Origin of the sequence: Nocardia sp. NPDC005745 (assembly GCF_040630775.1) — a bacterium.
In the GTDB taxonomy this organism is placed as follows: Bacteria; Actinomycetota; Actinomycetes; order Mycobacteriales; family Mycobacteriaceae; genus Nocardia.
On the sequence record NZ_JBEXYF010000009.1, the window covers coordinates 13,691 to 36,538 of the forward strand.

Here is a 22,848-nt window from a genome sequence, read left to right on the forward strand (position 1 = left end):
CCGCGCTATCCGGCCCCGCTCGCGGCCCCGGCCTCGGGCCCGCGGCGGAACGAGATGTAGCGATGGCCGAAGAAACTGGCGACCGCGACCAGGCCCATCACCACGACCGCCGAGGGAATCCGCGGCAGGTGCAGCACCGACACGGCCAGCGACAGCAGCACCGTATTCATCAGCAAGCCACCGGAATTCACCACGACGAAGCCCGCGAAGTCGCGCAACAGCCTGCCGCGGACCCGGAATACGAGGGTCCGGTGCAGGACGAAGGCGACGACGATGCCCACGGCGTAGGCCAGCACCACCGCGACGGCGGGCGGCCACGCGTCACCCAGCACCGCCAGCCACGCGACGGTCAGCCCGATGCCGAGCAGGGTGTTGCACGCGCCGACCATCGCGAACGCGACCTCTTGGCGCCGGACCAGCCGCAGCAGAAGCCCCACCGCGGGCCCGTCGCCCGCCGCGTCGGAATCCGCGGCGACCGGCCGCGCGTTCGTCCTCACGAAACGACGTCCGCCAGTTCACGATCCGGCTCGGCGCCCTCGGCGTCGCCGGGCTCCTCCGGTTCGTCGCGGCGGCGCGACCGGACCTGGAACCATTGCAGGACGCCGATGCCGAGCACGCCCGCCACCGCGGCGGCGATGCCGATCTTCCACCCGGGCGGGCGCCAGGTCAGCACGAGTTCGGCGTCCTGGGTGCCCGCGGGAACGTCGACCGCGATGAACGATTTGGCGACCGTGGTGATCGGCAGCGACTTCCCGTTCAGCGTGACGCGATATCCCGGCCAGCCCAGCCGGGCGAACACGATCCGGCCGCCTTGGGCCGATGACACGCGCACGCGGCTGGTGGTGTCGGTCTCGGAGATCGATGTCGCGCGAACCTTCGCCGCATCGGTCACGCGGCCGTTGGTCGTCGAGATGGGGCCGCCCACGCGTTCCAGCACCGCGATGAAACGTTCGTGCCCGGGGTAGTCGACCCACTTCCAGCCCTCGGGCGCCGCCTGGTTCGGCGCGTCCGGGAACAGCGCTCGTTGCAGCACCACGCGGTCCAGGTTCATCAGGTCGACCAGCGGCCGCCCGGTGGTGGGCTCCGGTGCGAACATCCGCCGGTAGGCGTCCGGGCAGACGCTGCCATCCCAGCGCATGCACAGCAGCTCACCGAAGTAGAAGTGGCCGCTGGGGGTGTAGCCGTTGACGTAGTCCAGTTCGAGTCCGCGGGCGTAGTTGCCGAAGACGAGCGACCCGTAGGCGCCCTCGATGCTCTTGTCCTGCGGCTGCAACAGTCCGCGATCACCCAGCTGGATGGTGTTACCCGCGAAATCAGGGAACGCCTCCTTCGCCACCGAGCGCTGCACGGGCAGGTTCCACGACATCGGCGTGGGCTGCGCGGCTTCGACCTGGAAATAGGCGATCGGGAACATCGCGACGATGGTCAGCGCGCACGCCGCCGCGGTCCCCTTCGTGCGCCCGAGCCACACCGCCCCGGCCACCAGCGCGGCCAGCGCGAACGCCGCGATCACGTGCCGGATCGCGTCGTGCGGGTCGGCGGAGAACGAGCGCACCCACAGCAGACCGATCAGCACACCCGCCGCGACGGCGCGGTTCTTCGGATCGCGCACCGTCCCGTAGCGGCCGAGCAGCACGCACACCAGCACGAGCAGGCCGATGGCCAGCATCGGGAGCACGCGCGCCGGCCAGCGCAGCGGTCCGATCGAACCGGGGCCTGCGGTCCACATCAGCATCATGATCGCGAAGATCGCGACGGCGCTCAGTTCCCGCCCTGCCTCCTTGGCCCGGCGCCAGTCGACGAACGCCAGCGCGGGGATCAGGAACCAGGCGATGTAGGTGACCGGCAGCGGCTGCACGTATCCCCACCACGAGCTGAACGCGGGCAGCGAGCTGGGCAGGCTGGCGTTCAGCGACTCCGACCACGGGACCGTGAGGAACTGGTCGTTGTTGATCTGCGCGGTGCCGCGCCAGGTCACCTTCGCCGACAGCATGCTCGGCAGGAAGGTCAGCAGGCCGGCGAGCCCGGCGCAGCCCGCCGCGACGGTCAGCCGGAGCACGGGCTGCCACTTGCGCTGGTAGACGAGTTCCCCCACGGCCACCGCCAGCAGCATCAGCACCGCTTCGACCGCCGGGAAGATGTACTGCGTCGAGATGGTCAGATACAGGTAGACGAAAACCGGGATGGGGCCGCCCTGTCCTCGTGTGTACCGCACCGAGGCCGCCCAGGCGTGCACCATCCACGCGGTGCCGGTGAGCGCGGTCATCCAGCTGGCTTCGTCGAAGAACAGGAAGAAGCCCGACAGCGGCAGCGCGATACCCGCCACCGCCGACCACGCTGGCCGCCCGCCGTAGACCAGGCAGATGCGGTAGACGCCGAGTGCGGCGATGATCGAGAAGATCAGCTTCACGACGGTGGCGTACAGCGCGACGTTGTCCACCGAGGGCGCGATCAGATCGATCAGCAGCTGCGGCGGGTTGAACAGGCCCGCGTCGTCCATGGTGTTGTTGCCCGACATCCACTGCTCGGGCACCATGACCGGGAACTCACCGGCACGCAGCGCGCGACCGAGGCCCACCCACAGCGAGGTGTACTGGGATTCGGTGTCGTCGGTGAAGAAATGGCGGGCGTTGGCGAGCAGGACAGCGAGGTAACCCGCGACCACTCCGAGCGCGGTGATGACCCCCCACCGGTAGACCTCTCGCCGCGAATAGACATCCGGCCGCGAGCCGGGCACTGCACTGTCCGTCACGAGTTCCAAACCCTACAGGGCGGCTCTCCGCTTGGCATGGGTCGTGGACGCCACCAAGATGAGGGCATGATCAGCTGCTCCGGTAGCCGGATATCCCACCGTGCTAAAGTCCACACCGGTTCGGGCTCCGCAGTTCTGCGACGAGTACCGGCACGCACCGTCATCGAAAGTCGATCCAGCTGATGCCGATTCCCTCCGCCCGCGCACTCCGTTCCGGCGCCTCCGCGACGAACGGCGCCCCGGCACGGCCCGGCGTGGACCGGCCGCACCGGGTGTCGGTGGTCGTGCCGGTGTATCGGGGCGAGAACACGATCGCCGGTCTGGTCGCCGAGCTGCACGATCTCACCCGCCCCGCCGAGACACCCGGCGGCACCACGTTCGCCGTCACCGAGATCATTCTGGTGCACGACCACGGTCCCGACCGCTCCGATGTGGTCCTGCAGGAACTGCAACGGACCTATCCCACGGTGCGCGCCGTCTGGCTCAGCCGCAATTTCGGTCAGGACGCCGCGACGATCGCCGGAATGTCCGTCGCGGCCGGTGACTGGATCGTCACCATGGACGAGGACGGCCAGCACGATCCCGGCTTCATCAGCACGTTCCTGGACACGGCCCTGGCGCAGCGAGCCGATCTGGTCTACTCCAAGCCGACCAACACCAGGCCGCACGGATTCCTGCGCAATCTGACCTCGCGCGGAGCCAAGCTGGTGCTCGCGACGCTGTTCGCCTTCCCGGATTCCACCCGGTTCGAAAGCTACCGGCTGATCCGCGGGGACATCGGCAGGCAGCTGGCCGAGGTCGCCTCCAACGGCGTCTACCTGGACGTCGCGCTGACCTGGGTGGTCGGCGCCGTCGCGCAGGCGCCGGTGACGTTGCGCGCCGAGGGCAGGGAAGAGTCCGGCTACAACTACCGCCGCCTGTTCTCCTTGTTCTGGAAGATGGTGCTGTGCAGCGGGACCCGCGGACTGCGGCTGGTCAGCATGCTCGGCGTCACCCTGGCGCTGGCCGGTGGCGTGATGGCCGCGATCGTCGTGTTCGAAGCGCTGACCACCGACGGCTGGGCGCCCGAAGGCTGGGCATCCACCATCGTAGTGCTGCTGCTGTGCTCCGGCGCCGTGCTGTTCTCCCTCGGGCTCATCGCCGAGTACCTGGGCGTCGCGTTGCACATCCTGGTGGGCAAACCGCTCTATCTCACCGTCGAGACGCCGACACCGCGTCCGGCCGACGCTTCGGAACCGACCGCGACCGCAGCCAGCAGGGGGACCGACCGGGTTGAGCACTGACCGCGTCATCTTCAGCCGCCCGTACCGGGCGCGCCGGGAACTAGCGAACCTGGAGGCCGTGCTCGCCTCCGATCACAGCCACGGCGACGGACAGTTCACCGCGTCGGCCACCGCGAAGCTGAAGGCGATCACGGGCGCGCCGCACGCCCTGCTCACCACCTCCTGCACGTCCGCGCTGGAAATGGCGGGCCTGCTGCTGGAGCTGGGCCCCGACGACGAAGTGATCGTGCCCAGCTTCGCGTTCACCTCCACCGCCACCTCGATGGCGCTGCGCGGCGCGACCTGCGTTTTCGGCGACATCGATCCGGCCACCGGGAACCTGGACCCGCAGTCGGTGGCCGCGCTGATCACCGAGCGGACGAAGGCCGTGGTGGTGATCCACTACGGTGGCGTCGCCGCCGATATGGCCGGCCTGCTCGACCTGGCAGGCGCGCACGGCTTCGCCGTCGTGGAGGACAACGCGCACGGGCTAGGCGGCACCTGGCGCGGCAGGAAACTGGGCACCATTGGCACGATGGGCACGCTCAGTTTCCACGACACCAAGAACGTGCACTGCGGCGAGGGCGGCGCGCTGCTGCTCACCGACGAGATCCTGATGGCGCGCGCCGAGATCATCCGGGAGAAGGGCACCGACCGGGCCAGGTTCCTGCGCGGAGCCGTGGACAAGTACTCCTGGCAGGACATCGGCTCCAGCTACTTGCCGAGCGAGCTGAACGCGGCCGTGCTCGACGCGCAATTGGACGAGTTCGACACCATTCAGGCCGGACGGCACCGGGTATGGGACGCCTACGCCGCCGCCCTGCCGGATTGGGCCCTGCGCAACGACGTGCGCCTGATGTCCGTGCCCGGCGATCGGGAGCACACCGCCCACCTGTACTACTTGCGGACCCCGACCGAGCGCCGCCGCGACGACCTCATCGCGCATCTCGCCGCACACGGCATCTCCGCGCCGTTCCACTACATCCCGCTCGACTCCAGCCCGGCCGGCTTCAAGCTCGGCCGCACGCCGCGCGCGTGTGCGCGCAGCGCCGAGTTCTCCGGAACGGTCGTGCGCCTGCCGCTGTGGCCGGATCTGACCGACGCGCAGGTAGCCCGCGTCGTGGATGCGGTCACCGCGTTCACCGTGTGAGCGCGCCGGCCCGGCGCGCTACACCCCGGCCTCACGCGGTGAGGACGTAGAGCTTCTCCCTGCCGCCCGCGATCAGTGACTGCCGGGCGACCCGCGGCCGGTACGGCGTGAAGAACTCGTCCAGCGTCCGCTCGGTGAAGCGATGCGCCTGCTCGCCGTCGCCCGCGTCGGTGAACCGCTTGCCGATCGTGGCGAGGAACGGATTGGCGCTGCTGGCCAGGTTGCGCACCGGCTCGGCGACGATCACCCGCTCGGTGGCCGCCGCGAGCATCCGATCGAGCAGGGGGCCCGGCTCGGGCAGGAAGTGATAGAGGCTGGCCTGCATGACGACATAATCGGCCGCGGGCAGCGCGTCACCGGAACGCAGGTTCCACACCCGCCCGCGCCCGCCCGCTTCGTTCACGCGTGCGACGAAGCGTTCGTTCAGATCGAGGCCGGTGTAGTCGACCGACTTGTGGCGCAGGTAGCGGGTGTAGAGCGTCGCGGGTCCGCAGCACAGATCGACCACGCTCGCACCCTCCGGGACGAGTTCCGCGATAGCGCGATACCGAGCCGCGTAGTGCCTGCCGTACAACCCGCGCATCAGGACCTCGTAGACGGTCCCGTTGCGGTAGATGAGGCTCGTTCTCACAGGCACAAACTATGCCATCGGTCGGCGAATCCGGTGTTTCGGCAACAGGAATCGCATCAGCCGCCGAACAGGATGCTCGCTCGGTCCTCGGTGAGGATCTCGTAGGCGTCCGAGGCGCGGTTGTACCACCAGGTGTCCGGTCCCGGCTCCGGCCGCTCGGACGCCTGCACCGCACGGGCGGAGGGACGGAACGACGGGCTGCGCGGGATGTCGTCCACCACGTAGACCAGATCGGGCCGCTGGTCCGGTTCCAACACCCGCAACGCCTCGGTGACGTCCTTCGGTTCCAGGCGCAAGCCTTCGCGCACGCTCACCGCGGCCACCGCGAGGCAGTGGTCGCCGACATTGAGCCCGTAGGCGACTTCCATGTCGACGGGGGTGATGTCGTTGAGCACGTCGACGATCGGCTGACCGAAGACCGGTCCGCGCCGGGTGTGGATCACCGTGTCCGTGCGGTCGACCAGCCAGTAGTCGCCGTCGCCGTCGCGGCGGAACAGATTCTCCGTCGGCATCCAGGAGTCGCCCGCCGTGAAGACCCCGCGCAGGCCACCCGCGGAGATGTCGACGCCGTCGGACGCCTTGCCGATCAGCAGGCCCACCTCGTTGTCCGCGCAACGCCTGGCGAAGCCGGATCCGTCCACCAGGATGCGTTCGGTGAGCGGGTCGTAGGCGACCAGCTCCACCTTCGCGGTGCCGGGAACCGGCCTGCCCTTGCACCCGCGCTTCACTCCGGCCACGTTGGCCAGCACCACGTCGCCCTCGATCGAGGCGTAGAACTCCAGCACGCGGGCCGGGTCGAACTGCTCGACGGTGCGCCGCCACAGCCCGGCGGGCATGCCGGAGCCGATGAACAACCGGATCGGATGGCGATGGCCGACCGGGAACACCTCGGCATCGAGGATGTCGCGCAGCATGGTCCAGGTGTAGGTGACCACGGTGACGCCGTAGCGGTGCACCTCCTCGGCGAAGCGCTGCGGGTCCAGCGACCGGGCCAGCGCGATCCGGCTTCCGCCCGCGACCGCCCCGCCGAGGCTGACCAGCAGCCCGGACGAATGATGCAGCGGCGCGAGGCAGTACACCGTGTCCTTGCGATCGAGGTCGGCCGTGGTCGCGGTGCCGAACGCCGACAGCGCCCAGCGGTGGTTGCTGATGTACTTCGTCTCCAGCCGCTCGCCGGTGCCGGTGACGAGCACGAACGCCAGCTCCCGCGCCAGGCCGGGATCGGGCCGGTACCACGCGGGCACCCGCACCCGCGCCGGATCGATCTGCTCGAGGTCGATCAAGCGGTCACTCGTGGGCAGCGCCAGCTCCCTGGTGTCGCCACCGCCGAGCACCAGCACCCTGGCGCCGGTCTCGGCGGCCCGCCGCAGATTCTCCGGGTCGGCGATCAGGGTCTCCACGCCGGTCAGCTCGATCGCGCGGCTCAGTTCGCCGTTCGGGGCCAGCAGGACCGCCACCGCGCCGAGACGCGACAGCGCCGCGACGGAGGCCAGCGCGCTGGGCCGGGTCTCCATCACCACGCCGACCCGCATGGCGGGGCGCACGCCGACCGAGATGAGGCCGCGGACCACGTTGTCGATGCGTTGGTTGACCGCCTCGTTGGTGTGCACACGGTCGTCGAACAGGAACAGGTCCCGCCGCGGCGCGCGCCGCGCCTGCTCGGTGAGCAACCGGCCGAGCGATACCCGGGTGTGCGGCTGGATCATGCCGAGGCGGGTCAGCCGGGGCAGTGCCCGCGCCGCTTCGCCCGCCAGTTCGATGGAACCGCGCACCGTGTTGTTCGCGATGCCCTCGAGGGCCTTGCCCACGCCGGTGCCAGCCTCCGCCAGCGACGCGGCGGTGTGCACCACCCGGGTCGCCGCCGACCGGGGGCGATTGCTCGCCACGTGCTCGGCCATCGGCACGATCTCGGGGGGCAGCGGCTTGTCGCCGTTCATCCATCCGACCCACTGCCGCACCAGCGGCCAGGTGTGATTGGTGGCCGTGCTCCCGGCCACCAGGCCGAAGTGTCCCGCGACCAGCGTCGCCTCGTAGACCTCCGCGTTCGGCGCGGCCCGCACGATGCCGCGCACCGCGGCGGGCTGTCCGATGTCGTCGACTTCGCCGACGAACGCCAGGATCGGGCATTTCAGCTCGGCCAGCGAGATCGGATGATCGCGGATGACGAAACCGCCGAGCATCAGCCGGTTGTGCGCGACGAACTGCTTGAGCAGATCCGCCGCGGCCGGGCCCGCGTAACCGACCCAGCCGTCGCTGTTGAGGAAGCGGCGCTGGCGCTCCTTGGGCAGCAGCGCTTCACGGTCGTGCAATTGCCGGAGGAAATCGATTCTCGACTTGGCCGTCTTCACCGGGTCGAGCAGCTGGAAGCCGATCCGCACCATGGAATCGGTGATCGGCAGCCGGGTGACCACATGATCGGCCAGGAAGTCGGCGAGGTCGGAGACCATGCCGTAGGGCAGCCCGAACGGCATGCCGGCGACGATGTCGACCGGGCTGCCGAAGGTCACGATGCTGTCCACGCCCTTGCCGTACCGGTAGGCGGCGGTCTGGTAGGCGAACATGCCGCCCTGCGAGTAACCCATCAGGTGCACGCCGGAGCCGGTGGCCTCGTTGACGGTGTCGATGGCGCTGTTGACGGCCAGCACGTGATCGGCGAGGTCGCGCTGCCAGCCGCCCTCCTCGCTCGCGGGCGAGCCGAAGTCCACCACCCAGCAGTCGACTCCACCGCGGTGCAGGATCCCGACCGCGCCGTCCTCGGCGTTCACATCCCAGATGTCGGCGTTGACCATCAGCGGCGGCACCAGCAGCGCCACCGGCCGCCCCGGGGTCGTGTCGTCGGGGAAGTAATGGCGCAGCCGGTACATGCGTCTGCGTTCCACGACCTCGAACGGCGAGGACGCGACGTCATGGGTCAGCCCGCCGAAGCGGATGACCTCCAGGCCGTTCTGCGCGGTCGCCATCAACCGCTGCACCGAGCCCACCACAACATTCGCGTTCAACTTCACCATCGCTCCTGGCCTACCCTAGAACGTGACCCGCATCACACACCGCGAGGTGTTCAGACGAGCTTCCCATACCACCTGTCCATTATGTGTCCGCTGTGACACGTCGCATGCCAGGTTGCCACGGTCGGCTCCCCCTCGGCATTCCCCTCTCGACCCCGAGCACACCCCCGCGGACGCTCGAACCGCACCGCCCGGCGCGACCGGGCGCGCCGCCTCGGCCGACTCCCGCACAGCGAGTAGAGGCCGGTGTCCGTTCGGGACGTGATCGCCTACCCGGCTCGACCGAGGAGCGACACGACACGTCCGGCTTCGGTCGAACGTCTCATCGCTTTCCGGCGGCCGGACGCGACGTCCTCGGCGACCACCCGGCGCGGCTCCGATGGATCGCCCCGGCTCTCGGACCCATCGGCATGAGCGCGGGACGAGCGCCGGGCGGGGAGGCCAGCAGACCGCCGCAGACAGCTAATTCATCGCTACTAGAAGGCAATTGCGGCATCGCTCCGCAACGCCACCCGCCGTTACCGGAATCGGGCGCGTGTCGTGACCATCCGTGGGCCACCGGGACGATCTTCGAAATTTTCCTGTGCACAGCCCCTTTCGGCGTCTACCATCGAACACGTCTGGAACGCCGTGGCGCGTAGGCAATTTCGTTCGATGAGCTCTCCGCGGGCATGCCCGCTGCTGTTTGATGTGAACACCCAGCGACTCTGAACTATCGACGACTTCTCGATTTCCCCTGCCCCAAAACCCGTCACCATGTCTCGGCGGCCGTCTCGAGGTGAGGACCACGCATGACCATAGAAATGCCAGTCCATACGGAAAACAACGTGCGCAAGAGCCTGAGTACCAGCACGGCGGGCCTGCTCGCGCACACCACCAAATCCGAACCGCAGATGCAGGGCATCAGCTCGCGGTGGCTCACGCGCGCGCTGCCATGGACGCAGGTCAACGGCGGGGTTTATCGTGTGAACCGCCGTCTGACCCACACGGTGGGCAACGGCGAGGTGGAATTCGTCATCGACGGGTCCACCGCTCGGGTCATTCCCCTCGAATTGCAAGAGCTTCCGGCACTGCGCGGCTTCGACGACGAGGACGTGTTGCGCGGCCTCGCAGACCGTTTCGAACAGCGCGATCTCGAACCGGGCACTGTAGTAGCGGAATTCGGAAATCCGATGGATCAGGTTCTGCTGATCGTGCACGGCAAATTGAGCAAGATCGGGTCGGGTGAGTACGGCGAGCAGACGAAGCTCGGAATCCTGGGTGGCGGCGACTTCTTCGGCGACACGATACTCACCGAGCCATCGGCGATCTGGCCGGTCACGATCAAGACGGTCACGCCGACGACCATGCTGGTCCTCCCGCGGCGATCGCTGACCGAGTTCATCGACAGCGCTCCGGCACTGCGCGAGCAACTCTCCCGCGTCGCCTCCGTGCCCACGCGTCCGCAGAACCACAAAGGCGAGGCGGACATCGAGGTCGCCTCGGGTCACTCCGGCGAGCCGCTGCTGGAGGGCACGTTCGTCGACTACGACGCCTCCCCGCGCCAGTACGAACTCAGCCTCGCGCAGAGCGTGCTGCGGGTGCACACCCGCGTCGCCGACCTGTTCAACGACCCGATGAATCAGGTCGAGCAGCAGCTGCGCCTGACCATCGAAGCGCTCTACGAACGGCGCGAATACGACCTGGTCAACAACCCCGACTTCGGCCTGCTGCACAACTGCGACCTGAAACAGCGCATCTACGCCGAGTCCGGCGCGCCCACCCCGGACGACATGGACGAACTGCTCAGCATGCGGCGCAGCACGAAATTGTTCCTGGCCCATCCGAAGGCGATCGCCGCGTTCGGACGCGAATGCACCAAGCGGGGGCTCTACCCGGACCCGGTCGAGGTGGACGGGCACCGCGTTCCCGCATGGCGGGGCGTGCCGATCTTCCCCTGCGGCAAGATCCCGATCAGCGATGCCCAGACCACCTCGATCCTGGCCATGCGCACCGGCGAGAAGGACCAGGGCGTCATCGGCCTGCACCAGACCGGGATCCCGGACGAATACGAACCGAGCCTCAACGTGCGCTTCAAGGGCATCGATGACCAGTCGATCATTTCCTACCTGGTCAGCTGCTATTACTCGGCCGCCGTCCTGGTACCGGATGCCCTCGGCGTGCTCGGCAACGTCCTGGTCGCCCGGCAGGCCGACTGACCGGGGTGATGGGCATGTCGGTGCTCTCCCGCGCCGCGGCGGCGCATGCCACCGATGAGGTGGCCGCCACCGTCGTCGCGCTACTCACCAACACCCGGACGACCGCTCCGTCCGAGCTCTTTTCACCGAAAGTGACTGAACCGCAGGGTATTTCGGCTTCGGATGGACCGTCCGGTGTGACGCCTCGCGGGCTGCTCGGCCCGTCCGGCCTGGGCGCTGCCGCGCTGCTGCTTCCGGGCAGCCCGGACCGTGCCACGATGCCCGCCGTCACTCCGGCCGCCGCCACCGACGGAGTGGGAGTAGCACCGGGACCGATTCCGCTAGCGGGACGGACACCGTTGCCGACCGGCCCCACCGGGCTCGGCACCGCGTCGGCGTTCCTCGGACGACATGGCATCGCCGCAACGCCACGCACGGCCACGCATGCGGCGCCCGCCCCGCGAACCGGGTCGGACTCCGCTCGCGGTCCCGCACTTGTTCCGCGGGGGCCGAGCGGCCCGGGCACCGCGACGGTGGACCGGGACCGCCCGGATCCGATTCCGCCGCTGTACTGCCCGCCGCCGCTGCGGGACGATCCGGCGCTCGCAGAGGCGGTCAACACCGGGATCGTGGATTGGGCCGAAGAGATCGGGCTGTACGAGGGCCGGCTGGACGAACTGCGCGACGCCGATTTCGGACGGCTGATCATGCTCGCCCACCCGGACTGCGACGACGCCGATCGCCTGCTGGCGGCGGCGAAGTGCGCGGTCTCGGAATGGTCGGTGGACGACTACTACTGCGAGGAGGATGCCGACGACCGGGCACCGGACGGCACCCCCTCCAGCGCCGAGGCGGAGTTGGGTCCCCGGCTCGAATTGGCAGCCGCGGCCATGGATCCGGTCCACCTTCCCGCGCGCTACGTCGCCGAACTCGAGGCGGCCCTCGAGGCCGACCCGATCCTGCGCGCGTTTCGCACGTCCTTCGACCACATGGCTCGCTACGCGCGCCCGGCGCAACTGGCCCGGCTACGCACCGAGATCGCGGGCTGGTTCATCGCCCTCGGTGCGGAAGCTGGGTGGCGCGCGGCCGGGCGGATGCCGCCGGTCTGGGAGTACCTCACCAACCGGCAACCGCACAGTTTCCTGCCGTGCATGGCACCGACCGACGTGGTGGGCGGCTACGAGCTGCAGGCCGCGGAGTACACCGCCCCCGCGGTGCGCCGCGTGGTCACGACGGCGGCGCTGGCCAGCCAGATGGTCAACGACCTGTACTCGATGGCTCGCGAGGACCTGTCCAACGGCAGGGAGTTCAATCTGCCGACCGTCCTCGCCGCCGAGGAGCGCTGCTCGCGCCGCGAAGCCGTGCTGCGCACCGCCGAGGTGCACGACGAGCTGGTGCACCGGTTCGAACGGGAGGCGGCGCCGTTGGCCGCGGCGGGGTCGCCGGAACTACGCCGCTTCCTCACCGGCCTGTGGGCGTGGATGGGAGGAAACCGCGCCTGGCACGCCGACAGCAAACGCTATCGCGACCCGCAGTGAAAGCAATGAAGCAGTACCGCACCGAGAGAGGATGATCGCGCATGACCATGCTCAACCCGGAGACCGGGACCGTTCTGCGTACCAGCTACCAGAAGTCTGTCGCCGCGTACTGGAACAACAACCCGAACGACGACCGGGTCAACACCAAACTCGGTGAGGTCGACGGGCTCTACCACCATCACTACGGCATCGGCGACCCGGACCTGTCGGTGCTGACCGGTCCGGAGGACACCCGCGAGGAACGTCTCGTCACCGAACTGCATCGACTGGAGACCGCACAGGCCGATTTCCTGCTCGACCATCTCGGCGACATCCGGCCCGGCGACCGGCTGATGGACGGCGGCTCCGGCCGCGGCGGCACCAGCTTCATGGCCAATCAGCGCTTCGGCTGTCAGGTCGACGGCGTGACCATCTCCGAATATCAGGTGGGCTTCGCCAACGACCAGGCCGTGCATCGCGGCGTCGCGGACAAGGTGAGGTTCCACTTCCGCAACATGCTGGACACCGGCTTCGAGTCCGGTTCCAAGCGCGGCATCTGGACCAACGAGACCACCATGTATGTGGACCTGTTCGATCTGTTCCGCGAGTTCTCCCGGCTGCTGGAGCCGGGTGGGCGCTACGTGTGCATCACCGGCTGCTCCAACGACGTGACCGGTGGCCGATCGTCCTCGGTGAGCTGGATCGACGCGCACTACGGCTGCATGATCCATCCGCGCAGCGAGTACTTCCGCGCCATGGCCGAGAACAACCTGGTGCCCATCACCGTGACCGACCTCACCGCGGCGACCATCCCGTACTGGGAGCTGCGCACGAAATCCGAGCTCGCCACGGGTGTCGAGAAGCCGTTCCTGACCGCCTATCGGGAGGGCAGCTTCCAGTACCTGCTCATAGCCGCCGATAAGGTGGGAAGGTGACCGACGCCCTCGCCCAGCCGCACACCGACCGCGAGGCCCTGCCCGTCGAACTCGTCGACGACGCGGGCCGCGCGGTCGGCGCGTGCTCGGTCGCGGAGGCCCACCTAGCCCCGGGACGGCTGCACCGCGCGTTCTCCGTGTTGCTGTTCGACTCGGCGGGCCGCGTGCTGCTGCAGCAGCGCGCGGCGGTGAAGACCAGGTTCCCGTCGCTGTGGGCCAACACCTGCTGCGGCCATCCGGCACCGGGTGAACCGGTCGCTACCGCGGCGGGCCTGCGGCTGACGGAGGAAATGGGCCTGACCATCGCGCTCACCGAGGCGGGGATCTACCGCTACCACGCGGCAGACCTCCGCACCGGGCGCGTCGAGTCCGAATGGGACCACGTCCTGATCGGGCGGCTGGACATCGGCGCGCCTCGCCCGGACCCGGCCGAGGTCGCCGATTTCGCTTGGATCCACCCGGACGCCCTACGGGACGCGCTGGCCGACAATCCGGATGCCTACACGCCGTGGCTGGCCGGTGTCCTCGACGTCGCGGAGCACGCGCAGGGCAGAAGAATCTCAGCCCCCTGATCGTCGGCGTTCAGCACTATTCTGGTCCGAGGCAGTCGAGCGCGTCATGGCCTGCGGCCGCGCGGCTGCCTCGGCCCAGCTTCGGAGTTCGGAAGGGCCTCCCTTCCCGGCTGTGTTGCAGGTCGAGTCGCCCCCTGTCGCCCTGGCTCACGGACCTGGCCACATCCATAGATGCGCATATTTCTGTAACACCATGGACGGAAACTGAGAGAACTCAAAGGAACGGCACAGGCTGCGGCCAGGACCGTTCGGCATCGTTGACGTTGTCGGAGTTCTCGGTGAAGTGAGGTGCGTGATGGTGGAATTCGAAGTCACCGGAACGAGGGTGACAGTGCACGTACTCGGTACCCATCAACTGCTGGCGCTGCGCGACCAGCTGACCTTCGACCTGTCCGACATCACCGCGCTCGGCGTGGCCGGAGTCGACCGCCGCCCGCCGTGGGTGCGCACGCCCGGCACCTTCTTCCCCGGCGTGATCGCGGCCGGGACATTCCGCGGCAAGGGCCGCAAGGAATTCTGGGACACGCGCTTCGACGGGCACGCCATCCGTATCGACTTGGCGGGCGCTGATGTCACACGGCTCGTGGTCGACGTGGCCGACCCGGACACCGAGTTGCGCAAGCTCGCCACCGCTGTGGCTGCCTGACCCGTTCGAGCGCCGCCTGCTCGCAGCGGGCCGGTGTGCGGTGGTGCGGTGGGGACTCTCGCTCCGGCTCGCGCAGACGGTCGCAGCGACGGTCGCTCGGCGTCCCGACCACACCGTCCCCCACTGCCACACCGACCTCAGCGGACATCTGCACCCACGGATCCACCATGTCGGGCAATTCGGGCCGATCGTGTTCGTACGCCTCGACCGCTTCCCGGCCCGCGCCCGTGACGATCGCGCACGCGTCCCGCTTGTCCACCACCGGTACGGACTTCAGCAAGTAGCCGCGCGCACAGAAATCGGCGGTGACGCTCCCGCACATCCTGGCCGGGACCTACGAGCGCGTGAGCGGTTGCCTCCGGTCCCGCCTGCCGGATGGCAGCATGACGGTATGGAGTCGGTCGATATGTCCCGGATCGAGTCGGCCGCGCGGCTGCTCGCCCCGGTGATCCGGCGCACACCGCTGCTGCCCTCGCGGGTGCTGTCCGAACGTACGGGTGCGGAGGTATGGCTGAAGTGTGAGAACTTGCAGCGCACCGGTTCGTTCAAGCCGCGCGGCGCCTACAACCGGATCGCGAATCTGCCCCAGGAGGCGCGGGAACGCGGCGTCGTGGCCGCGAGCGCGGGTAACCACGCGCAAGGGGTCGCGTGGTCGGCGGCGGCGCTCGGCCTCATGTCGACGGTGTTCATGCCGATCGGGGCGTCGCTACCGAAACTGATGGCCACCAAGGCGTACGGGGCGCAGGTCCGCCAAGTCGGCGAGACCATCGACGAGTCACTGGACGCCGCGCTGGAGTTCACCGACCGGTCCGGCGCGACGCTCATCCACCCGTTCGACCATCCCGATATCGTGGCCGGTCAGGCCACCGTCGGCACGGAGATCGCGGAGCAGTTGCCGGGGGTGGGGACGGTCCTCGTACCCACCGGCGGCGGTGGGCTCTTGGCCGGCGTCGCGGTCGCGCTGCGACATCTGGCGCCGGACGTACGCGTCATCGGGGTGCAGGCGGCGGAAGCGGCCGCCTGGCCGGACTCGCTGACGGCGGGACGTCCGGTCCGGGTGAAGCGGATGGCGACGATGGCCGACGGCATCGCCGTCGGCCGGCCGGGCGTGGTGCCGTTCTCCCACGTGGCGCAGCATGTTTCGGACATTGTGACGGTAGACGAGGAAGCCCTGTCGCAGGCGTTGCTGCTGTGTCTGGAACGCGCGAAGCTGATCGTCGAGCCCGCGGGCGCCGCGGCGGTCGCCGCCCTGATGAGTCGCACGCCGCAGGAACTCGGCCTGCGTGGGCCGGTCTGCGCGATCCTGTCCGGCGGCAACATCGACCCGTTGCTGCTGACCAGGGTGATCGGGCACGGGCTGAGCGCGGCAGGCCGCTACCTCGCGGTGCGCGTGACGATTTCCGATCGCCCGGGTGCGCTGGGGGCACTGCTCGCGGTGATCGGCAAGACGAGCGCCAGCGTCGTCGACGTGGCGCATTCGCGCACCGGGACCTGGCTGGCGGTGGACGAGGTCGAGGTAGCGCTCACGCTGGAAACACGCGGTTCCGACCATCGCGACGACGTACTCACCGCCCTCGCGAACGCCGGATACGCGGTCCGCGCCGCGGATTGACCGGACACCGCCGGCCCACCACGGCCACGTCCAACTCCACGGCCTGGCTCGCCCACCTCCGTCGACTGGTACACCACCGAGGGGCCTACTCGCGAATTGCCACAGCCATGTGCCACCGGTGCGGCAACGGGAAGTCAGTGCGCTCCCCCGAGTTCCAAGGCCAGTACGCCGAGTATCACCAGTGCGATGCCGCCGAGTTGCACGAGGGTGAGCCGCTCCTCCAGGAACAGCACGCCGATCAGGGCGATCGCGGCGACACCGACCGCCGACCAGATGCCGTAGGCCACGCCGATCGGCATGCCCCGCTTCAACGCCTGGGCCAGGAAGAAGAACGCGGCGCAATAGCCGACGACCACCACGATCGAGGGGACGAGCTTGGCGAATCCGTCGGATAGTTTCAGCGAAACGGTCGCGGTCACCTCGGAAGCGATGGCCAATGCGAGCAGGAGCAAGGTCATTTTCGCAGCGTAGCCAGAGTCGCGGGGCAAGCACAGCGGCACTCGGCCACCGGCGCAGCCGCTCCCCAGCCCCGGGGATTCGCGGCCCGGTCGTCGTGCACTGCGCGCCGATACGATCGGCCGATGCGTAGCTCGGGCGTTGCGGTAACCGGTTTTCCGTTCGATGAGGTGACGTGCAACGAGTTGCCGTACGCCGGGCGCGACGAACGGTATCGGCGATTGCACGAGTGGCCCGAGCCGAGCTATGCGCATCGATCCGGGCTGCGGATGATCTGGAAGTACGCCGACGTGCGCGAGGTGCTGGAGGCGGCCACGCCGGGCATCTCCAACGCGAATTCGCTGGACCCGCTCGTGGGTTACGCGCGGATCGCCGCGACACCGCGAGCCATCCCGCCGTTCGTCCGGCACCTGATCCCGCCGCCCGCGAAGGCGACCGCCAACCTGGCCGACGACCGGTTGCACAAGCGCGTGTGGAACACCATGGCCGGACCGACGGGACATTTCACCATCTCCCCGGCCGATCGGCCCGCCCGGGCCGCGGCGATGGCCGAGTACTTCCACGAGGCTGTGCGCGATACGGGGTTCCACACCGGGGCTCCGTTGGACGTGACCGCGCTATCGATCGGCTACGCGGCCCGGACCGTCGGTGCGGCGGTCGGCCTGCCCGCCGAGGACTGGCCGCAGGTGGCCGCATGGAGCGGAGCGCAATCGGGACTGCTCGGCCGGGTCATGCGCGGACGTGAACTGGCCGACGCGGTGAGCGCGCTCGGCTGGTTGTTCACGGTGAGCGGAGCGGCGGTGCGGGAGGGCCGGGGCAGCGAGGCGACCGGGTTCGCCCGCAGGCTGCGCGACGCCGGGCTCTCCCATCGGATCGCGGTGTCCGCTATGGCGAATTCGCTCGCCGCGGGAGTGCACACGGTCAGCGGCAGCATCCAGCAAGGCGTCCAGCGGTTGCTCGGTGATCCGGACCGCGTGTGGTGGGACCTGCTCGCCGAGCCGGACGGCGGCACCCGGGTGGCGGCGAAGATCCTGCAACTGGATCCCGGGTTGGTGGCATGGAAACGTCAGGCCAGGACGCCGGTCGTGCTGTCCAGCGGCACGCGGCTGCCCGCCGGACCGGTGCTCGTGCTGTTCGCCGCGGCCAACCGTGACCCGGAGGCCTTCCCCGACTGCCTGGCCCTGGACGGGACCGGCAAGTTGCCGTTGACCTTCGGCTTCGGCAGACACGTGTGCCCCGGCAAGAGCATGGCGACGTTGGCCGTCGAAGTATTCCTGCGGCAGTTGCGCGAGCTGGTTCCAGAGGCCGACCTGCTGCCGTATTCCAGTGGTCCCCAGCGGCGCAGCGATCTGCTGTTCAGCGGCGCCGATATCACGGTCACCGGTTGAGTTCGCCGACAGCGATCCCGACCGACGTCAGCCCAGCCAGTCCCGCGCCGCGGCCGCCGCCGCACGCACCTCGGCGAGCTGCGCCGCGACCTGAACACCGGCCGTGCCGCCCCGGGCGTTGCGGGACGCGATGGACCCCTGCACGGTGAGCACCTCGCGCACCTTCCCGGTCAGCGCCGGGTCGACGGCGGCGAACTCCTCGTCGGTGAGCTCGTCGAGGCCGACGCCGCGGGACTCCGCGGCGCGCACGCACGCGCCCGCCGCCTCGTGCGCAGCCCGGAACGGAACGCCTTGGCGCACAAGCCATTCGGCGATATCGGTGGCCAGGGTGAAGCCGGCGGGTGCGAGTTCGGCCATGCGCTCGGTGTGGAAGGTGAGCGTCGAGACCAGGCCCGCGATGGCCGGCAGCAGCAGTTCCAGTTGCGCGACCGAATCGAAGAGGGGTTCTTTGTCTTCCTGCAGATCGCGGTTGTAGGCCAGCGGCTGCGCTTTGAGGGTGGCCAGCAGACCGGTGAGGTTGCCGATCAACCTGCCCGCCTTGCCGCGGGTCAGCTCGGAGACGTCCGGATTCTTCTTCTGCGGCATGATCGACGAGCCGGTCGACCAGGCGTCGGCCAGCGTGACGTAGCCGAATTCCGGGGTGCTCCAGATGATCACCTCTTCGGCCATCCGGCTCAGGTCGACGCCGATCATGGCCAGCACGAACGCGGCCTCGGCGGCGAAGTCCCGCGCGGAGGTGGCGTCGATGGAGTTGGCGGCCGCCGCGTCGAAATCCAGTTCCGCGGCGATCGCCTCCGGGTCGAGTCCGAGCGAGGAACCCGCGAGCGCGCCGGAACCGTAGGGCGACACCGCAGCCCGGCGGTCGAAGTCGCGCAGCCGGTCGAGGTCGCGCAGCAGCGGATGGGCGTGCGCGAGCAGATGGTGCGCCAGCAGCACCGGCTGCGCCGCCTGCAAGTGCGTCTTGCCCGGCATCACGGCGTCCGGGTGCGCGGCAGCCTGCTCGACCAGTGCGTCGATCACCGCGATCACGCCCGCGGCCACCCGGCGCACACCGTCGCGCAGCCACATCCGGAACAGCGTGGCCACCTGGTCGTTGCGGGAACGTCCCGCCCGCAGACGTCCACCGAGTTCCGCGCCGACCCGCTCGATCAGGCCGCGTTCCAGCGCGCCGTGCACGTCCTCGTCCGACTCGACGGGGCCGAACGCGCCGGAGGCCACGTCCGCCGCGAGGCGATCCAGCCCGTCCAGCATGCGGGACAGATCGGTGTCCGACAGCAGGCCCGCTTTGTGCAGTACCCGCGCGTGCGCCTTCGAGGCACGGATGTCGTAGGGGGCCAGCGCCCAGTCGAAATGCGTCGACTTGCTCAGCGCGGCCATGGCCTCGGCCGGGCCGGAGGCGAAGCGCCCGCCCCACAGCGCGCCTTGGTTCGTGCCGCCACTCATGCTCGTCCGCCTCTCCGAGTTCTCCGGCCGTACCAGTCGGGTGACTGGTGGGTTGCGTTCATGTCCTGCGTCAGATGTCGCTCGGGTTCTGGGCGTACCCGGTGAGTTACCCATGTCCCTACGAGATCAATTGTCGCGGTCGTGGTCGTGCGTCCACGGCGGGGGTCGCCCTGCCGCTCCGTCCACCGCGGAATAGTCGACGGTGAACACACTCCGATGGGGAGGCTCTCCGACGCCACCTACCGACAAGGGCACCCGGCGCGCAATAGGGCGCTTGCGCCCCTGTGTGCGGCTGCTGACAGGGGGTAGCACCGCTCCCCTGTTCACGCCACACGCCGAAGACTGTTTCGAGCCACGACCTCGCGTCCGGGCTGCACCGCGCTGATCTCGGAGACCGATGTCTCCGGGGTCGACGCGTCGCTGGTATGAGTGGCATCGCGCACGGCCGATGCCATCTCGAGCCAGCGGGCGCGGGCCGTCGGCGTGCCGGTGCGTGTCAGGGCACCGGCACGCCCGGTGCCTACTTCTGGTTGAGGTCGCGGCGGGCGGCGACCTTGGAGGACAGGCCGTGGATCTGGACGAAGCCCTTGGCCAGCGACTGGTCGAAGGTGTCGCCCTCGTCGTAGGTGGCCAGGTTGAAGTCGTAGAGCGACTGCTCCGAGCGGCGGCCGTTGACCACGGCGGAGCCGCCGTGCAGGACCATCCGGATGTCGCCGGACACGTGCTGCTGGGTGTCGCCGATGAAGGCGTCCAGCGCCCGCTTGAGCGGGGAGAACCACAGGCCGTCGTAGGCCAGTTCGCCCCAACGCTGCTCGACCTGGCGCTTGTAGCGACCCAGCTCGCGCTCGATGGTGACGTGCTCGAGCGCCTGGTGCGCGGTGATCAGTGCGAGGGCGCCGGGCGCCTCGTAGATCTCGCGGCTCTTGATGCCGACCAGGCGGTCCTCGACCATGTCCAGCCGGCCGACGCCCTGGCGGCCCGCACGCTTGTTCAGTTCGACGATCGCCTCCAGCACGCTCACCTGGCGGCCGTCGATGGCCACCGGCACGCCCTTGTCGAACGTGACGATCAGTTCGTCCGGCGCCTCGAAGTTGACCGTGGGGTCGGAGGTGTAGTCATACACGTCCTTGGTCGGGGCGTTCCACAGGTCCTCGAGGAACCCGGTCTCGACCGCGCGGCCCCAGACGTTCTGGTCGATGGAGAACGGCGACTTCTTGGTGACGTTGATTGGCAGCGAGTTCTCCTCGGCGAAGGCGATGGCCTTCTCCCGGGTCCACGCGTAGTCGCGGACGGGGGCGATCACGTTGAGGTCGGGCGCGAGCGCGCCGATGCCGACCTCGAAACGGACCTGGTCGTTGCCCTTGCCGGTGCAGCCGTGCGCGACGGTGCTCGCGCCGTGGAACTTCGCGGCTTCGACCAGATGCTTGACGATGAGCGGGCGGCTGATCGCCGACACCAGCGGGTACTGGCCCATGTACAGCGCGTTGGCCTGGATGGTGGGCAGGCAGTACTGCTCGGCGAACTCGTCGCGGGCGTCGATCACGATCGCCTCGACCGCGCCGCAATCCAGGGCGCGCTGGCGCACCACGTTCATGTCCTCGCCGCCCTGGCCGAGGTCGATGGCCACGGCCACCACTTCGGCGCCGGTCTCCTTGCCGATCCAGCTGATCGCGACGGAGGTGTCCAGCCCACCGGAGTAGGCGAGTACGACGCGCTCGGACATGTTCTGTGTGCTCCTCGATGGTTCGGTGGGTGTATCAGCAGTATGGCGGGTGTCCGAGCGTTGGGAACGGCCCGGTCCCGACGCCTCGAGACCAGCCTCGGCGGGCCCGCGTCGTTCTGCAAATGATTATGCACGACGATGCAAGCCCATTCACAATTGGGGGCTGGCGTTCTCGACCACACCGAACTGACGACCCCGTCAGCCGGTCCGATCAAAGCCGTAGGACCTTCAGGTCGACGGGCAGGTGAGCTGGTTCGAAATCATCGCCGTCATCCTCCATACTCAACCGCTCAACGATGTCGGGACTGTCTTCCATCTCACTGAGCCGCACCGGGGTCAACCCGGCAAACCAAGTACGGAGTTCGATGGTGCAGGCAGGTCGCCGCTGCCGAACAGCGCCTGGCTGGCCGCACGCACCCGCTGCATCGTTTCCTCACCGTGGACCAGGGCGGTGACATCCTCGGCGAGCGCGCACTGAGCCTCCCGTTGAGCGGGCCGATCCCGTGCAGCTGCCTCGAACGCCGCGATCTCGTCCTGGCTGCGGAAGGTGAAGATCCTGAGATAGTCAGCGACCTTGGCATCCTCGGCATTGAGCCAGAACTGGTGGAAGGCGTATGGCGAGGTCATCTCCGGGTCGAGCCAGATCGCGCCGCCTTCGGTCTTGCCGAACTTGGTGCCGTCGGCCTTGGTGATCAGCGGCGTGGCCAAGACGTGCAGGCTTATGCCTTCGACGCGGTGAGTCACGTCAGCGCCGGCGGTCAGGTTGCCCCACTGGTCAGATCCGCCAGTCTGCAGTGTGCATCCGTATCGGCGGTACAGCTGGTAGAAGTCCATGCCCTGTAACAGCTGGTAGGAGAACTCGGTGAAGCTGATCCCGGCCTCGCTGTCGAGTCGCGCCGAGACCGCTTCCTTCGCCAGCATCCGATTCACCCGGAAGTGCTTGCCGACATCGCGAAGGAAACTGATAGCCGACATCGGTGAAGTCCAGTCCAGGTTGTTCACGACGACGGCGGCGTTGTCACCGTCGAAAGACAGTAACCGCTCGACCTGGTTGTGGATTCGAGCCACCCAGGCCGCCACAGTGTCGCGGTCGTTGAGCACCCGTTCACCGGACATTCGTGGATCACCGATGAGCCCGGTTGCTCCGCCCACCAGGGCGATCGGTTTGTGCCCGAAGTCCTGCAGGCGGCGCATCGTCAGCAATTGCACCAAATTGCCGATGTGCAAGCTCGGTGCCGTCGGATCGAAACCGCAATAGTAAGTCACCGGACCGGCCGCGAGGGAGGCGCGGAGCGCCTCCTCATCGGTGGACAGCGCGACGAGCCCGCGCCAGGAGAGCTCGTCAAGGGCATTGGGCCGAATCTGGGTCAAGATTGCGGAAGTCCTCTCAGTAGCCGGGGCCTGCAGGTGCGGCCGCTGCGACTCGTCGATGCGGCCGGATGAAATGCTGAGGATCGACAACCTCACGATCGTCCGACGGGATGGTCGCCACGTCGACAAAAGTGTAGTGAGCAACGGCATTTCATTGACACTCCCGTTGCGGCAAGTGCAACGCTACGCGACGAAGCAGACTTCGATA

General features: G+C 68.7%; 17 protein-coding genes. 9 read left to right on the plus strand and 8 right to left on the minus strand.

The window, feature by feature from the left end:
- Positions 1-5: 5 nt before the first annotated feature.
- Together ABZ420_RS11830 and ABZ420_RS11835 are read right to left on the minus strand one after the other, a co-directional pair.
- Entirely contained in the window at positions 6-497 is a 492-nt protein-coding gene (locus tag ABZ420_RS11830; RefSeq protein WP_357120570.1) for a GtrA family protein, read from the minus strand.
- The gene (locus ABZ420_RS11835; protein ID WP_357121044.1) at positions 494-2,665 is read right to left on the minus strand and encodes a hypothetical protein; all 2,172 of its coding nucleotides are present in this window, start codon (positions 2,663-2,665) and stop codon (positions 494-496) included. Before ABZ420_RS11835 ends, ABZ420_RS11830 begins: the two co-directional genes overlap by 4 nt.
- A 269-nt stretch (positions 2,666-2,934) precedes the next feature.
- Here ABZ420_RS11835 and ABZ420_RS11840 point away from each other — a divergent pair, with 269 nt between their 5' ends.
- Positions 2,935-4,035 carry a glycosyltransferase gene (locus ABZ420_RS11840; RefSeq protein WP_357120573.1) on the plus strand — a complete coding sequence of 367 codons (1,101 nt, stop codon included), beginning with the start codon at positions 2,935-2,937 and terminating at the stop codon, positions 4,033-4,035.
- Entirely contained in the window at positions 4,025-5,164 is a 1,140-nt protein-coding gene (gene rffA / locus ABZ420_RS11845) for a dTDP-4-amino-4,6-dideoxygalactose transaminase (RefSeq protein WP_357120575.1), read from the plus strand. Before ABZ420_RS11840 ends, rffA begins: the two co-directional genes overlap by 11 nt.
- A gap of 31 nt (positions 5,165-5,195) precedes the next feature.
- Here the strand turns inward: rffA and ABZ420_RS11850 are convergent, their stop codons facing one another.
- Positions 5,196-5,795, minus strand: a complete 600-nt coding sequence (locus tag ABZ420_RS11850) for a class I SAM-dependent methyltransferase (RefSeq protein ID WP_040866135.1) — start codon at positions 5,793-5,795, stop codon at positions 5,196-5,198.
- A gap of 56 nt (positions 5,796-5,851) precedes the next feature.
- Positions 5,852-8,803 carry an acyl-CoA synthetase gene (locus tag ABZ420_RS11855; protein WP_357120578.1) on the minus strand — a complete coding sequence of 984 codons (2,952 nt, stop codon included), beginning with the start codon at positions 8,801-8,803 and terminating at the stop codon, positions 5,852-5,854.
- A 788-nt stretch (positions 8,804-9,591) separates the two neighbouring features.
- On the opposite strand from ABZ420_RS11855, the gene ABZ420_RS11860 reads away from it, so the two are divergent.
- The 6 genes from ABZ420_RS11860 to ilvA all read left to right on the plus strand — a co-directional run bounded on the left by ABZ420_RS11860 (position 9,592) and on the right by ilvA (position 16,259).
- Positions 9,592-10,998, plus strand: coding sequence for a family 2B encapsulin nanocompartment shell protein (locus tag ABZ420_RS11860; RefSeq protein WP_357120581.1), 1,407 nt, complete (start codon positions 9,592-9,594; stop codon positions 10,996-10,998).
- Positions 10,999-11,012: 14 nt separating this feature from the next.
- Complete coding sequence (locus ABZ420_RS11865) at positions 11,013-12,515, plus strand: family 2 encapsulin nanocompartment cargo protein terpene cyclase (RefSeq protein WP_357120584.1); 1,503 nt, start codon at positions 11,013-11,015, stop codon at positions 12,513-12,515.
- Between the two features lie 41 nt (positions 12,516-12,556).
- Entirely contained in the window at positions 12,557-13,429 is an 873-nt protein-coding gene (locus ABZ420_RS11870) for a geranyl diphosphate 2-C-methyltransferase (RefSeq protein WP_357120587.1), read from the plus strand.
- The gene (gene idi / locus ABZ420_RS11875) at positions 13,426-14,001 is read left to right on the plus strand and encodes an isopentenyl-diphosphate Delta-isomerase (protein WP_357120590.1); all 576 of its coding nucleotides are present in this window, start codon (positions 13,426-13,428) and stop codon (positions 13,999-14,001) included. Before ABZ420_RS11870 ends, idi begins: the two co-directional genes overlap by 4 nt.
- Positions 14,002-14,296: 295 nt before the next feature.
- Entirely contained in the window at positions 14,297-14,647 is a 351-nt protein-coding gene (locus tag ABZ420_RS11880; protein ID WP_062970726.1) for a hypothetical protein, read from the plus strand.
- A gap of 391 nt (positions 14,648-15,038) precedes the next feature.
- Positions 15,039-16,259 carry a threonine ammonia-lyase gene (gene ilvA / locus ABZ420_RS11885; protein ID WP_357120593.1) on the plus strand — a complete coding sequence of 407 codons (1,221 nt, stop codon included), beginning with the start codon at positions 15,039-15,041 and terminating at the stop codon, positions 16,257-16,259.
- Positions 16,260-16,393: 134 nt separating this feature from the next.
- On the opposite strand, the gene ABZ420_RS11890 is transcribed toward ilvA, so the two are convergent.
- Positions 16,394-16,717, minus strand: coding sequence for a multidrug efflux SMR transporter (locus ABZ420_RS11890; RefSeq protein ID WP_040866129.1), 324 nt, complete (start codon positions 16,715-16,717; stop codon positions 16,394-16,396).
- A gap of 123 nt (positions 16,718-16,840) precedes the next feature.
- Between ABZ420_RS11890 and ABZ420_RS11895 the strand changes: the two genes are divergently transcribed.
- Entirely contained in the window at positions 16,841-18,103 is a 1,263-nt protein-coding gene (locus tag ABZ420_RS11895) for a hypothetical protein (RefSeq protein WP_357120596.1), read from the plus strand.
- Between the two features lie 27 nt (positions 18,104-18,130).
- Here the strand turns inward: ABZ420_RS11895 and argH are convergent, their stop codons facing one another.
- The 3 genes from argH to tyrS all read right to left on the minus strand — a co-directional run bounded on the left by argH (position 18,131) and on the right by tyrS (position 22,730).
- Positions 18,131-19,546: an argininosuccinate lyase gene (gene argH, locus ABZ420_RS11900; protein ID WP_357120599.1), complete on the minus strand. Its 1,416-nt coding sequence runs from the start codon at positions 19,544-19,546 to the stop codon at positions 18,131-18,133.
- Positions 19,547-20,066: 520 nt separating this feature from the next.
- On the minus strand, positions 20,067-21,269 hold the full coding sequence (locus ABZ420_RS11905) for an argininosuccinate synthase (RefSeq protein ID WP_040866126.1): 1,203 nt from the start codon (positions 21,267-21,269) through the stop codon (positions 20,067-20,069).
- Between the two features lie 336 nt (positions 21,270-21,605).
- Entirely contained in the window at positions 21,606-22,730 is a 1,125-nt protein-coding gene (gene tyrS, locus ABZ420_RS11910; RefSeq protein WP_357120602.1) for a tyrosine--tRNA ligase, read from the minus strand.
- Positions 22,731-22,848 lie beyond the last annotated feature (118 nt).